A 13122-nucleotide genomic window follows, 5' to 3' on the forward strand; every position below is an offset into this window, starting at 1 on the left:
CTCGGACGCTACTCCCGCACGGCGCGGACGTGGTAGGCGTCCGAGCGCTCGTTGAGGCGCTCGACCGAGAAGCCGTGGTCGCGGAGATACTGCTCTATCTCGTCGGTCGAGGTGCCGTAGTCGGCGCTCAGGTCGTGGTGGAGTTCCGCGTAGACGACGCGCACGTCGTCGAGTCGGTCGCCGAGCCCCCGGAGCACGCGCAGTTCCGCACCCTCGACGTCCACCTTGAGGACGTCCGGCGGCGGATAGGTGCCGTCGTCGATCAGCGACTCGCCGCGCCGGACGTCGATATCCAGGTCGCCGTTCGTGCTGAGGGCGTGTTTCCCCGCGCCGTAGTCGTCGCCCTCGACCGATAGCTGCCCCGAGCCGTCCTCGTCCGAGAGCGCGAACTCGGCGACCCGCCAGCGGCCGGCGGGCGCGTTCACCGAGAGGTTGTGGCGCAGGCGGACGGCGTTCGTCGGCATGGGCTCGAACGCGACGGCGACGCCGTCCCGGAGTCGCTTGCTGACGAAGCAGGTGTGGGTGCCGATGTTCGCACCGACGTCGTACACCACGTCCGAAGCGCGGACGTCGGCGAGCAGCGACTCGACGACGGAGCGCTCGCCGACGAGCGAGGTGACGCGCTGGTACTCGGTGCGCGTGTCGGCAGCGAACGTGATGGTGTGACCGCCGACCGTCACCGACACCGACCCGAGGTGGGCGGCGAGCTTCACGTACCAGTAGAGCGAGGAGATGTGTGACGCTATCCCGGCCTGCTTGCAGACCGTCCAGAGACGGCTCTGGGCTGCCCGGCGGGCCAGGTCAGGCATGAACGAACGTCGGGAGGCGACGCATAAATATATGGCACCGCTAATCGGCCGCCGGCGGCCGATGGGGCCCGGCTTAGCAGGTTCATAACAAAGTTCGCGAACACGGTAGCAGTCGACGACGGAATACTACGTCCGGTGAGTCGACGAGCGCTCGTCGGACGACCCTGAGACTCTATCGATGACGCTGAAGGAGCTTCTCGCGCGGTTGCGACGACTGAAGCGGCGGCTGACCCCCGGTGGCGACGTCTCCGAACGGGCAGTCAAGAGTGGCATCTGGGCGACGATGGCGAACGTCCTCGGGCGCGGGCTCCAGATGGTGAAACTCGTCATCCTGGGGAACATCCTCGGGCCGAAGCAGTTCGGCCTGGTCGCCTACGCCCTGTTGACGCTGGCGGCGATGCGGCGGTTCTCGAACCTCGGCATCAAGGAAGCGCTCATCCAGAAGGAAGAGGACGACATCGACGGGTACCTCGACACGGCGTGGACGCTGACCGCGCTCCGCGGGGCGATACTGGCCGGTATCGGTATCCTCGCCGCGCCGTACATCGCGCGCGACTTCTTCGGTGCCGGCGAGACGGCGACGCAGGTCATCCAGGCGATGTCGCTGGTGCCGCTGATAACCGGCGTCCAGAACCCCGGCATCGTCTACTTCCGGAAGGACCTCGACTACGACAAGCAGTTCGTCTACCTCGTCGGGAAGGCGGTCGTCGCCGTGTCGGTCGCCGTCGGACTGGCGTTCGCGTGGGAGAACGTCTGGGCGCTCGTGTTCGGCGACGTCGCGGGCGTACTCGCGGCGACGCTGCTGTCGTACGTCCTCCACGAACACCGGCCCTGGCCCGCGTTCGACGTGCCGAAGGTGCGGGAACTGGTCGGGTACGGCAAGTGGATTACGGCGTCGGGCATCGTCGTCTTCCTCATCACAGAGGGCGACGACGTGTTCGTCGGCTGGCTACTCGGCAGCGCGGCGCTCGGGCTCTACCAGTACGCCTACAAGATATCGAACGCGCCGGCGACGGAGGTGACGAAGGTCATCTCGAAGGTCATCTTCCCGACGTACTCGAAACTCCAGAACGACGCCTCGAACCTCCGGCGAGCGTTCTTCAAGACGGTCCAGCTGACGACGTTCGTCTCCATCCCGCTCGCTATCGGCATCGTCGCCGTCGCGGAGACGTTCGTCCGCGCGTTCCTCGGTCCGCAGTGGCTGCCCGCCGTCACCGTGATGCAGTTGCTCGCGCTGTGGGGGCTGTTGCGCTCCATCGGCGCGACGACCGGCCCGCTCTTCCAGGCGGTCGGCAAACCCGAACTCGCGACGAAGATCCAGGTGGGCAAACTCGCCATCATGGCGGCGACCATCTACCCGGCGACGTCGGCGTACGGCATCGTCGGCGCGAGCGCGGTCGTCGTCGGCAACGCCCTCGTGTTCTCCGCGCCCGTCTCGACGTACCTCGGCGTGCGCGTCGTCGACGGGAGCTACCGGCGGGTGCTCACCATCGTCGGCTACCCGCTGGTCGCCAGCGGAATCATGTACGCGGCGGTGGCGTTCGTCGGGGCGAACGCGCCGGTCGCGGGCATCCCGAAGTTCGTCGTCATGGTCGCCACGGGCGTGGCGACCTACGGCGCGACCATCCTGGCGATGGAGACGTGGGGCGGGTACGGTATCCGCGACGTGCTCAGCACGGTAACCGGCGCAGTTGGGGAGTGAGGCCGATTCGACGGCGGTCGTGCCCCGGAGAACCGTCGGGGTGGAATCCGTTGCAACGGTCCTAAACGAAATCCGTCTGATGTTATCCGCCGTATAGTTAACTCGTCTAGTGACGACACCGTTAGCAAAGCCACCCGTGACACGAGCAAACTGCGCAATCAGACGGCGCCGGTCGACGAGGAGTCGTCGCGAGCCGGGAGCCGACGGCGGACGGTCACCCGCCGCGAGCCGTACTGGCGCAGTCGACACTGACCACGGAACGAGGCCAGAACGATGAACAAGGAGATATTCGGCGTGTTCGGTGACCGGGAAACGTTCGCCCGGTTCCGGTCCGAGCGAGAGTTCGACGACGTTGTGGAGAGTGACATCGCGACAGTGGGAATCCGAGATACCGGACTCGGAATTCCGGGTCGGAGCGCGTCCTACTCCGGCGAGGAAGGGAGCTGTGTCATCTGGGGAGAGGCGTACCCCAACAAACGCGGCTGGTCGGAGCCAGCGCGCTGGCTACTGGAGCGCTACGCGGAGGACGGCGTCGACGCTATCCGCGCGCTCAACGGCTCGTACCTCGCGTTCGTCGAGCACGACGGCGAGGCGATCGTTCTCACCGACCCGATCCGGTCGTGGGAGTGTTTCTACACCGACGACCCCGGCGTCCGCGTGTTCGGGTCGGACGCCGCCGCGGTCGCTCGCACCGTCGAGGACACGACGATGCGACGGCGCTCGGTCGGCGAGTTCCTCCACATGGGCGTCGTCCTCGGGAACAAGACGCTGTTCCACGAACTGCAGCGGGCGCCGTTCGACGGCTACCTGACGGCCGACGAGGCGGGCGAACTCGACCGGTTCGTCTACGACGAGCAGGAGATGGACTACGCCGGCGAACTCGCCGACCGGATGCAGCGGGCCATCCGGCGGCGCTCGCGCCAGCCGGGCGACAAGGGCCTGCTGCTGTCGGCCGGCTACGACTCGCGCACGATACTCTCGCAGTTCGGGGAGATCGACCACACCTACACGGTCGGAATGCCGGACGCCCAGGAGGTCAAGGTCGCCCGCCGGCTGGCGAACCAGTACGGCGTCGACCACACGACGCTGGTGACCAACGACCGCTACATCGTACCCGGCGAGGAGAAGGTGCGAGCTACCAACGGCATCAAAGAGTCCATCCACGTCCACCACGCGGGCTACAACAACGACATCGAAGTCGACACGATGTACCACGCCCTGCTGTTCGACACGCTACTGAAGGGGTTCGCCCAGAAGCGCGTCGAGGTGGAGCTGTTCGGCAAGTCCGTTCCCCTGGGACGACTCGAACCGGACCCCGACGCCGTCACGGCCTCGCTGGACAACTTCGGCTTCAAGCCCGACAAGAGCCGGCAGATAGCCGAACAGTACACCGGGGACCCGGAGGCCGGCGAGGAGTTCGTCCGACAGGCCATCGCCGACGAGTTCGACCGCTGCTGGGACCGAACGGAGACGACCCAGAACGCGCTGTCCCTGTTCAGCATCAGCAACCAGCCGACCATCCCGTCCCGGACGCATCTCGCGGACCACTACCTCGAATCGTTCATCGCCGCCGACACCGAGCTGCTGGAGTGGCATCTCCAGACGCCACCGGAACACCGGACGACGGAGACGTTCATCGAGGCCATCCAGCAACTGGACGGCGACCTGTTCCGGCACCGACCGCCGGACCGTCCGTACACGTCCGACCTCCTGTCGGGGGCGGAGCGGCTCGCCCGGCGGAAACTGCCGTTCGTCAGCGAGTTCGAGCCCGCGTGGCCGGACCGCAACAAGGTGTACGACCAGTACAACCTGGACCAACGGCTGTTCCCCGAGCACGAGACCGTCCACGAACTGCCCTCGCGGCACAAACTGCGCATCAACGACATGGTCGGCTGGGTCGCCCAGTGCTCGGAGACGGCCGTCAACCCGACGGACGTGCTCTACATGCCCGCCGACGAGTATCCGAACGACGGCGTGGCCTCCGAACAGTAGTCGACGGCCGTTCCGGTCGCCGATTCTCGCCGCCAGCTTTTTCAGACGCGACGGTACCGGCCCCCGGCGGCTTAGGAGCCGTATAATAAAACCCGTCGAACGCGTCCACGTCGGCAATGAGTGCGAACAGCCGCTGGTGGTTCGTCGACCTGCTGGTGGTCCTCGTTCTGGCCGTGGTCGGGGGATACGTGGCGTACGCCGATTTCGGCGGCCGTCTGCGCGTCGCGCTGGTCATGCCGCTCGTCGTCTTCCTGCCGGGATACGCGCTGCTGTCGGCGCTGTACCCCTCGGGCAGCACCGGCAGCGGTCGGCGGACCTTCGGGACCGACGAGACGGACGCGACGTACGACCTCGGCGGCCCCGAGCGCCTCGCGCTGTCGGTGGCGCTGTCGGTGGCCATCGTCCCGATGGTCGCCGCGGCGACGAACTTCACGCCGTGGGGCATCCGGGTGCATCCGATCATCTACGGCGTCGTCGGCGTCACCGTCTTCTTCGCGACGGTTGCGTTCGTCCGTCGACTGCGCGTGCCACCCCAGGAGCGGTACCTGCCGAGCGTCCCCTCGATGCTGTTCGGTCCGATCGGACGCGGCGACGACGGCGGGCGGCGCGCGCTGCTGAACGTCGTCATCGTGGTGAGCTTCCTCCTGGTCGCCTCCACGGCGGCGTACGCTATGTTCAACCCGCCGCAGGGCCGGGAGTTCACGGAGTTCTACGTCGAGACGAACGACGTCAACAGCGACACCAACTCGACGTACCAGACGACCTACCCGCCCGGCGAGACCTCCACGTTGACGGTCAACGTCGGCAACCACGAGGAATCGCGAACGAGCTACACGGTGGTCGCGGTGCTCCAGCGCGTCGAGGACGGGACGGTGACCGAGCGACAGCGCCTCGGCGAGCAGTCGGTCACCGTGGACCAGGGGAAGACCAAACAGGTGGGTCTGGACGTGGAGCCGACGATGACGGGCGAGAACCTGCGTATCAAGCTGTTGCTCTACAAGGGCGACCCGAGCGGCACGCCCTACCGGACGACCCGACTCTGGGTGTCGGTCCAGGAGTCCCAGCGAGCGAGTCGAGCGGAAACTGACGCCGGAGACGGGTCGCAGGACGACGGGTCGGCAGGAGACACCACCGCGCCGCCGTCGGACACGACGACCGCCCAGACGACGCGACCGCCGACGGACACCACGAGCACGACGACCACCTCCGGGTTCACGACTTCGACGACGGCGACGACCGCACAGACCACGACCACCAGCGGAACCACGGGAACGACCACCGGAACGACCGGCGGAACCACTGGAGGGACGACGGGAACGACCGCCGGAACCACGGGAACGACGACCACCGACGGCCTCTTCGCCCGCGACCGGCCGGACGGTGGCGGCCGCTGATGTGGCCGTGGGAGCATCTCGCCTTCGGCTACCTCTGTTACTCGCTGACCGTCCACCTCGTCAGGCGGAGCGCGCCGGAGACGCGTGAAGTCCTCGCGCTCGCGGTCGCCAGCGTCCTCCCGGACCTGGTCGACAAGCCGCTGTCGTGGTCGCTCGGCCTCTTCCCGTCGGGGTACTCGATAGCCCACTCCGTCTTCGTCGCGCCGGTCGTCGTCGCGTTCGCGCTCGCGCTGGCGGGCTGGCGGGGCCGCCTGCGCTACGGCGCGGCGTTCGCGGTCGGCTACTGCTCGCACCTCGTCGGCGACGTGATTTACCCGGCCGTCCTCGGCGAAGGGCTGAAGCCGGAAGTGCTGCTGTGGCCCGTCGTCGAGATGCCGGCCTACGAGAACGACTACGGTCTCGTCGAGCGCTTCGTCGTCTACTTCTCCGAGTACCTGGAGATGCTGGCGGAACTGGAGCTCTCGCCGGTGCTCGCGTTCGAACTGGTGCTGGCGGCCTCGGTCTTCCTGCTGTGGGTGTACGACGGCATGCCGGGCGTCCCGACGCCGTACTGGCTCTCAGCGGGAGAGCAGCGGGACCGCCCGTGAACCGCCGGAGTGCTCGCGGACGGGAGGCGACCGCGAAGCGTCGAACCGCTCGCGAACCGGCGTCGTCACCGTCGCCGCGTTCTCGCGCGAGCGCCGCCGAGCGCCTCGAGGAGAGAAGGGAGAGTCGGTCGACTACTGGTACTGCTCGCAGACGCGCCGGACGCCCTCTTCGAACTCTATCTGGGGTTCCCAGCCCGTCGCCTCCGTCATCTTCGAGATGTCGGCGCAGGTGTCGTGGACGTAGTTCTCCAGCGGGATGGGCTCGTACTCCGGTTCGACGTCGGTCCCGAGCACGTCGTTGATTATCTCGACCATCTCGTTGAACGAGTAGGGGTCGCCGGTGCCGAGGTTGTACACGCCCGTGAGTTCGTGGTCTGCGGCGAGTTCGAGGCCGCGGACGATGTCGGAGACGTGGGTGAAATCGCGCGTCTGCGAGCCGTCACCCCAGAGGACGGGCGACTCGCCGTCGGCGATCTTGTCGGCGAACTGCGAGATGGTGTTCGCGTACTGTCCCTTGTGCTCCTCCGTGCCGCCGTAGCCCTGATAGACCGAGAAAAAGCGCATCCCCGCGAGCGTCAGCTCGTCGTAGAAGTCCGCGTAGTACTCCGCGTAGCGCTCGCGCCCGAGCATCGAGGCGTCGTAGCCCGTGGACGCTTCGAGGTCCATGTCCTCCGGGGACGGCTCGGTGCGACTGCCGTAGGCCGAGGACGTCGAGGCGTAGACGAAGGTGTCACAGCCGTCCGCCTTGGCCTGCTCGACGACGTTGACGAAGCCCTCGATGTTGACGCGGGCGCCCTGGCGGGGGTTCTCCTCCAGCATCTGGCGGCTGGAGAGGGCCGCCAGGTGGTAGACGACGTCGACGTCAGTGGGGAGGTCCTCGTCGAGCACGTCGGCCTCGACGTACTCCACGCTCTCGTCGAGATTCTCGGGGGTGCCGAGATACCCGTTGTCCAGCGCGAGGACCTCGTTGTCCTCGGCGAGGTGGTTGGCGAGGTTCGACCCGATGAAGCCGGCACCGCCGGTGACGAGCACGCGCTTGTCCTGCATACGTGGCCCTGCACCGGGGCGAAAGAAAAGGTGTTCGCTTCTATATCGTCCGATTTGCGCACATGACTACCTGTCCGTTCGAGTAGAGGACGCTCTGGCCCGGCCGGCAGATGCGGTCGCGCTGGACGGTCCGGCGAACCGGGACGCTGGCGTTCGTGCTCTCGTTGACCACCCGGAACTTCGGCGCACCCTCGGACTGGTAGGTGCGGTAGACGGTAATCGGGTGGTCGGTCGGGCCGCCGCTGACCGAGAGGTTGGCCGCGTCCGCCGGATACGCATGTGTCCTGGTGAACACCGTCTGATAGGGGTGGTCCGTGCGGAGCACCTGGCTGGGGAGGACGTTCGCCGAGTCCGGGGAGCCGGTCATGTCCGCGACGGAGTGGACGGCGGCCATCTCCGGTTCGGTGTAGGTGAGCCGCTCCTGCTCGCTGGGGAAGGCGGGGCTGTCGAGCGCGCCGTGACCGGACATCATCATCATCGGCGGGTAGATGAAGGCGACGAGCACCAGCACCGCGACGGCGACGCGGCGGTCCAGGTTGTGGACCATGTAGCCGACGCCGAGCGCCGAGAGCACCGTCATCGTCACGTAGAGGAACGCGAACCACCGCTGCGGGATGAAGTTGCGGATGCCCATCAGCGGGAGTCCGAGCGTGAACACCGTCATGACGACGGTCGCGACCAGCAGCGTGAACACCGAATGGCTGACCCGCCTGCGCCGGAGCACGTAGAGACACCCGACGACGGTGAGTCCGAACAGGATGATGAACCCGAGCGTGTTGACGTACTCGACGACCTGTTCGAAGAGCGTCGGCGGCGGGAGCGGGACGCCCTCCGCGCTCGGGTCGACCGTGTTCAGGAATCCGGCGCTCGACCGCAGCGTCTCCGCGAGATACAACAGGACGGTCTCGAGGAACGAGTCGCCGTTGTACGGCGTGAACGACCACATGAACGTGATGAGTCCGGCGTCGAACGCCAGCAGGCCGGCGAGGTTCACCGGCTCCATCTGGCGGTAGACGCCCGGTCTGTTCGCGGTCGCCTGGAAGAGGTCGAGCCTGAGCGCGAACTGCGCGACCAGTCCGGAGCCCAGGACGACGAGCATGATGAACGTCGAGACCTGGTGGGTGAGGATGATGGCGACCGAGAGGAAGACGAGCAGCGCGAAGTCGCGTGCGCCGTACTCCAGTTGCATGACGCGCAGGAGCGCGTAGAGGATGGCGACGAAGAAGAGGAGGCCGTGGCTCGTCGGGATGAGGTGGATGCCCCACTCGATGAAGTAGTCGCCGACGGAGTAGAGCATCGCCGCGAAGACGGCCCAGCGAACCGGGACCAGCAGCTTCGTCGTGGCGTAGACGAACAGGATGGACATCGGTACGGCGACGCCGACGGAGAGATAGAGGGCGTTGCGTAGCGACACGTCGTACAGCATCGCCGACGACGCGACCAGCAGGTGGTACAGCGGCGCGGCGATGTGCTTGTTGCCCTCCATCGCCGCCAGGGAGTGCTGACGCAGGACCCCGCCCGCCAGCTGGGTCATGTGCGTCCAGATGTCGATGCCGATGTACGACGGGGTGGTGTACACCGCCATGAACCGGACGACGAACGCCAGCGTCAGCACCTCGACGAGCAGCAGGGACGGAAGGAAGTGTTCCTCGTCGGTGAACAGTATCTGGAAGACGATGAGCGCCCCCGTGAACCCCGAGACGAGGTGGAAGGGGAGCGAGCGCTCGCCGGTGTAGAGGCCGATGGCGACGAGCATCGCCGAGAGGACGAACACGACGCTCGGCAGCAGTTGCGCCACCGGCCGCGAGACGGAGGGGAACGCGGCCGCCGAGTAGCGGTCGTCGTTGCGCACCGCCAGCAGGTACACGATGCAGCCCAGGCCGAGGACGACGGGGATAGTCTTGACGTATATCTGGTCGAGGACGAACCGTAACGGGAACATCAGCAGCGCCAGAGCGAGACCGACGATGGCGGCGTCGACGTCGAAGCGGCGCTGTCGAAGCCAGCCGGAGACGTTTCCGGCCATCGCTCATCGCCTCCGGTCGAAGCGGGGTTCCGTTTTCATAGTTAGATCTCCGTGTTCGTTTTCGCGGTCGCTACGCTGTCGCGGGGTCGGGCAGGGCGCTCGCGACCCTCGATGGCGCGCACGACCACGTCGGTCGTGTCCACCTTGTCGGCGAGCAACCGCTCGCGGCGGGCCGCCCAGTCGTCGTCGCCGTCCAGTATCTCGACCGACTTCGAGAGCGCCCGGGCGTGGCGGCGGTCGCCCTGGAAGTTGAAGAGGAGGTCGTAGCGCTCGTCGAGTTCGTCGGTGTAGCCCATCGACAGCGAGTTGACGTACACTGCGGGCGTTCCGAGGACGGCGCTCTCGGCGGCCATCGTCGCTCCCTCGCCGACGAACAGGTCGGCGTACGAAAGCAGGTCGTGCATCCGATGGGGGGCGACGGTCGCGCGGTACTCCTCCAGGTCCGGCGGGAGTTCGGCCTCCGACGTTATCAGCACCTCCGCACCGGCGTCTTCGAGGCGGGCGACGGCCTCACTCGCGTCGTCGAAGCCGGCGTGGCCCACGTCGTGTGACGCCCCCCAGTCGACGAGGCGGAGGACGACGAACCGGTCGTCGGGGGAGAGGCCGAGGTCGCGAACCACGTCGGGGTCCGGCGTGAACCGGTCCGGGTGGAGGTAGGCGAGTTCGTGGTAGCCGGCGTACTTCACCTGCTTCGGGCCGACGCCGCGCTGGTAGCAGTCGGGCGTGTAGACCGCGTCGGCGAACGGGAACGCGAGGTTCTGGATGAGGTCGGCGTGCTCGGTGTCGTAGAAGACGACGCTCCGGGCCCGGATGGCCGTCGCGACGTGGGCGGCCGCGACGCCGCCGATGGCCGTTATCACGTCGGGGCGCCGTTCGAGCGCTCGGCGGAGCAGTCGCGCCTCGTAGGTCGCCTGCGTCCTGGCGAGTTCCGACAGCCCGGACGCCGAACCGGCGAGCACCTCGTGGTCGATGTCGAACCGCTCCAGCAGTTCGACCGCCATCTCCTTCTCGCGGGCGAACACGTCGACGTCGTGGCCAGCGCGCTCCAGTTCGTCGATGGCGTGCCGGAAGAAGTGGACGTGGGCCGGATGCTGAATGGTGACGAACACCCTCACGGCTCGTCCCTCCCGTCGGCGTTCACGGCTCCTCCCTCCGGTCGAAGACGACGCCCGCGGCCAGGCCGACGACCGCGACGAGGAGCGAGAGGAGGACGCCGTGACCGTCCTCGTCGTCGCTCGCGCCCGTCGCTTTCGACCCGACGGCGCGGACGGCCTGGACGACGGTCGCCAGGACGCCGAGGAGACCGACGGCGTAGGCCACCCCGGTCGGCCGGGTGCGGTAGCGCGTCGCCAGCCGCCAGCAGAAGTTCCGCAGGAGCATCAGCGACACCTTCGGCACGTAGTCGACGTAGTCGATGTTGCTCTCCTCGTCGCCGTAGGCCGCCGGCATCGGCACGTCGACGACGCGCATACCGGCGACGTTGAGCTTCACGAGCAGGTCGTTGCAGTAGCCGTAGTACTCGTACATCGACACCACGTCGACGGCCTCCAGCGCCGCCAGCGAGATGGCGGTGTAGCCGTTCTGGGGGTCCGAGAGGTCCCAGTAGCCACTGGCGATGCGGGTCAGCCCGGTCAACAGCCAGTTGCCGACCAGCCGGAACCTCGGCATGTCGTCGCGAAACTCCCGGTTGGCGAGGCGGTCGCCTTTCGTGTAATCCGCGTCGCCGGCCGCGATGGGGTCGATGAACCGGGTCATCATCTCGGGGTCCATCTGCCCGTCCGCGTCGATGGTGACCGTCACGTCGACGCGGTCGTCGCGCGCGGCGAGATAGCCGGTCTTGATCGCGCCGCCAGCACCCCGGTTCTGCTCGTGGCGGATGGCGACGACGTGCGTCCCGTCGCCGTCGGTCCTGGCGGCGTCCGCCGCGTCGCGGTTCTCGTCCTGCTGACCGCCGGCGGCGGGCCGGGCGTTCCCGCGGGCGACCGCCGGGCCACCGCGCGCCGGCCGTTCGACGGCGGCGCGCTCGCGAATCTCGGCCCAGGTGCCGTCGGTCGAGGCGTCGTCGACGACGTACGCGCGGTCGACGAACGCGGGCAGGGAATCGAGCACGTCGCCGACGAACCCCTCCTCGTTGTACGCCGGAACGACGACGCCGATCGTCTGCCCCCCGTACATCATACCCTCCGGTACGCGAAGCCGGCCGTCTCGACGTCGTCGGGGTCGAACATGCTCGCCACGTCGACGAACGCGGGGTCGTCGTTCATCGCATCGGCCGCCGCGTCGAGGTCGACGTCCTCGAACTCGCTGTGGGGCGTCGCGAGGACGACGCCGTCGAAGTCCTCGAAGTTCACTTCGTCGTGGACGGTGACGCCGAACTGCTCGCGCATCGCATCGTCGTCGCCGTTCGGGTCGTAGCCGACGACGTCGACGTCGAACTCCCGTAGCCCCTCGATGATGCCGTCGACCTTCGAGGTGCGGATGTCGGCCACGTCCGCCTTGTATGTCAGGCCGAGCAGGAGGACGCGGCTGTCACGCAGCGTCTTCCCCGACTGGTTCAGCGCCTTTATCATCAGGTCTGCGACGTGTTCCGGCATCGCCTCGTTGACGTCCCGCGCGGTCTCGGTGAGTTGCGGAACGAAGCCGTCCTGTTTCGAGCGGTGGATGAAGAAGTACGGGTCGACGGGGATGCAGTGACCGCCGACGAGGCCGGGGTAGTAGTGGTGGAAGTTCCACTTCGTCCCCGACGCCTCCAGCACCGACCGGGTGTCCAGTTCCATATCCATGTTGTCGAACGCCATCGCCAGTTCGTTGACGAGGGCGATGTTCAGGTCGCGCTGGACGTTCTCGACGACCTTGCTCGCTTCCGCCACTTCGAGCGACTCCGCGCGGTGGACGCCGGCGTCGATGACCGTCTCGTAGAGTTCTGCAACGTCGTCGCGCACCTCGTCGTTCTGGCCACCGACGACCTTCACCACGTCGCGCAGGCCGTGCTCGGGGTCGCCCGGCGTCGCGCGTTCGGGCGAGTAGCCGACGTAGAACTCCTCGCCGCAGGTCATGCCGGACGCCGCCTCGATGGCCGGGACGAGTACCTCGCGGGTCGCGCCCGGGAACACCGTCGATTCGAGGATGACGGTCGTGCCGGCCGTCATCGACTCGCCGACCGTTCGGCCAGCCGCCTCGATGAAGTCGAGATTCGGCTGCCGGTTCTCGTCCACGGGCGTCGGGACGGTTATCATCACGTAGTCCGCGTGAGCCATCTCGCCGGGGTCGGTCGTGTACGTAATCTCGCTCTCGGCTATCGTGTCGTCGCCGAGGTCCCCCGTCGTATCAGTGCCCCCGCGGAGCGTCTCCACCTTTCCGTCGTCGACGTCGAAGCCGACGACGCTGTAGCCTTCCTGATCGAAGCCGACCGCCAGCGGGAGACCGACGTAGCCCAGCCCGACGACGCAGATGGTCGCGTCACGGCTGTCGTCTACGTCGTTCTCCTCGCTTCCGGTGTGTCCCGGCCGGCCGTCGATGTCGCCTATCGTCGAGTTCATAGATGCTGTCTCCGTCGTTGCGCTCT

General features: G+C 67.3%; 10 protein-coding genes. 4 read left to right on the forward strand and 6 right to left on the reverse strand.

Features of this window, described 5'->3' with window-relative positions:
• Positions 1-8 precede the first annotated feature (8 nt).
• On the reverse strand, positions 9-809 hold the full coding sequence (locus ACTF4R_RS20745; protein ID WP_440010481.1) for an FkbM family methyltransferase: 801 nt from the start codon (positions 807-809) through the stop codon (positions 9-11).
• A gap of 178 nt (positions 810-987) precedes the next feature.
• Here ACTF4R_RS20745 and ACTF4R_RS20750 point away from each other — a divergent pair, with 178 nt between their 5' ends.
• From ACTF4R_RS20750 to ACTF4R_RS20765, 4 genes are all read left to right on the forward strand, one after another.
• Positions 988-2511 carry a lipopolysaccharide biosynthesis protein gene (locus tag ACTF4R_RS20750; protein ID WP_440010483.1) on the forward strand — a complete coding sequence of 508 codons (1524 nt, stop codon included), beginning with the start codon at positions 988-990 and terminating at the stop codon, positions 2509-2511.
• A 273-nt stretch (positions 2512-2784) separates the two neighbouring features.
• Positions 2785-4503 (forward strand): asparagine synthase-related protein, encoded by a 1719-nt coding sequence (locus ACTF4R_RS20755; RefSeq protein ID WP_440010485.1) that lies wholly within the window; start codon positions 2785-2787, stop codon positions 4501-4503.
• Between the two features lie 116 nt (positions 4504-4619).
• Complete coding sequence (locus tag ACTF4R_RS20760; protein ID WP_440010486.1) at positions 4620-5897, forward strand: DUF1616 domain-containing protein; 1278 nt, start codon at positions 4620-4622, stop codon at positions 5895-5897.
• Entirely contained in the window at positions 5897-6484 is a 588-nt protein-coding gene (locus ACTF4R_RS20765) for a metal-dependent hydrolase (protein ID WP_440010488.1), read from the forward strand. Before ACTF4R_RS20760 ends, ACTF4R_RS20765 begins: the two co-directional genes overlap by 1 nt.
• Before the next feature lie 132 nt (positions 6485-6616).
• Here the strand turns inward: ACTF4R_RS20765 and ACTF4R_RS20770 are convergent, their stop codons facing one another.
• Genes ACTF4R_RS20770 through ACTF4R_RS20790 form a run of 5 tightly spaced genes read right to left on the reverse strand, consistent with a single transcriptional unit; the run spans position 6617 to position 13096 of the window.
• Positions 6617-7531: an NAD-dependent epimerase/dehydratase family protein gene (locus ACTF4R_RS20770; RefSeq protein WP_440010490.1), complete on the reverse strand. Its 915-nt coding sequence runs from the start codon at positions 7529-7531 to the stop codon at positions 6617-6619.
• Positions 7532-7571: 40 nt separating this feature from the next.
• Positions 7572-9557: a hypothetical protein gene (locus ACTF4R_RS20775; protein WP_440010491.1), complete on the reverse strand. Its 1986-nt coding sequence runs from the start codon at positions 9555-9557 to the stop codon at positions 7572-7574.
• Between the two features lie 41 nt (positions 9558-9598).
• Positions 9599-10672: a DUF354 domain-containing protein gene (locus ACTF4R_RS20780; RefSeq protein ID WP_440010493.1), complete on the reverse strand. Its 1074-nt coding sequence runs from the start codon at positions 10670-10672 to the stop codon at positions 9599-9601.
• 22 nt (positions 10673-10694) lie between these two features.
• A complete protein-coding gene (locus ACTF4R_RS20785) occupies positions 10695-11732 on the reverse strand; it encodes a glycosyltransferase family 2 protein (protein ID WP_440010494.1) in 1038 nt (345 codons plus the stop codon).
• Positions 11732-13096, reverse strand: coding sequence for a nucleotide sugar dehydrogenase (locus ACTF4R_RS20790; protein ID WP_440010497.1), 1365 nt, complete (start codon positions 13094-13096; stop codon positions 11732-11734). Before ACTF4R_RS20790 ends, ACTF4R_RS20785 begins: the two co-directional genes overlap by 1 nt.
• Positions 13097-13122 lie beyond the last annotated feature (26 nt).

Source organism: Halomicrococcus pelagicus, from assembly GCF_051917725.1.
Classification (GTDB): domain Archaea; phylum Halobacteriota; class Halobacteria; order Halobacteriales; family Haladaptataceae; genus Halomicrococcus.

Coding starts and splice junctions, on each gene's coding strand:
- ACTF4R_RS20745 (WP_440010481.1), bottom strand. CDS start 809: ATGCCTGACCTGGCCCGCCGGGCAGCCCAGAGCCGTCTCTGGACGGTC.
- ACTF4R_RS20750 (WP_440010483.1), top strand. CDS start 988: ATGACGCTGAAGGAGCTTCTCGCGCGGTTGCGACGACTGAAGCGGCGG.
- ACTF4R_RS20755 (WP_440010485.1), top strand. CDS start 2,785: ATGAACAAGGAGATATTCGGCGTGTTCGGTGACCGGGAAACGTTCGCC.
- ACTF4R_RS20760 (WP_440010486.1), top strand. CDS start 4,620: ATGAGTGCGAACAGCCGCTGGTGGTTCGTCGACCTGCTGGTGGTCCTC.
- ACTF4R_RS20765 (WP_440010488.1), top strand. CDS start 5,897: ATGTGGCCGTGGGAGCATCTCGCCTTCGGCTACCTCTGTTACTCGCTG.
- ACTF4R_RS20770 (WP_440010490.1), bottom strand. CDS start 7,531: ATGCAGGACAAGCGCGTGCTCGTCACCGGCGGTGCCGGCTTCATCGGG.
- ACTF4R_RS20775 (WP_440010491.1), bottom strand. CDS start 9,557: ATGGCCGGAAACGTCTCCGGCTGGCTTCGACAGCGCCGCTTCGACGTC.
- ACTF4R_RS20785 (WP_440010494.1), bottom strand. CDS start 11,732: ATGTACGGGGGGCAGACGATCGGCGTCGTCGTTCCGGCGTACAACGAG.
- ACTF4R_RS20790 (WP_440010497.1), bottom strand. CDS start 13,096: ATGAACTCGACGATAGGCGACATCGACGGCCGGCCGGGACACACCGGA.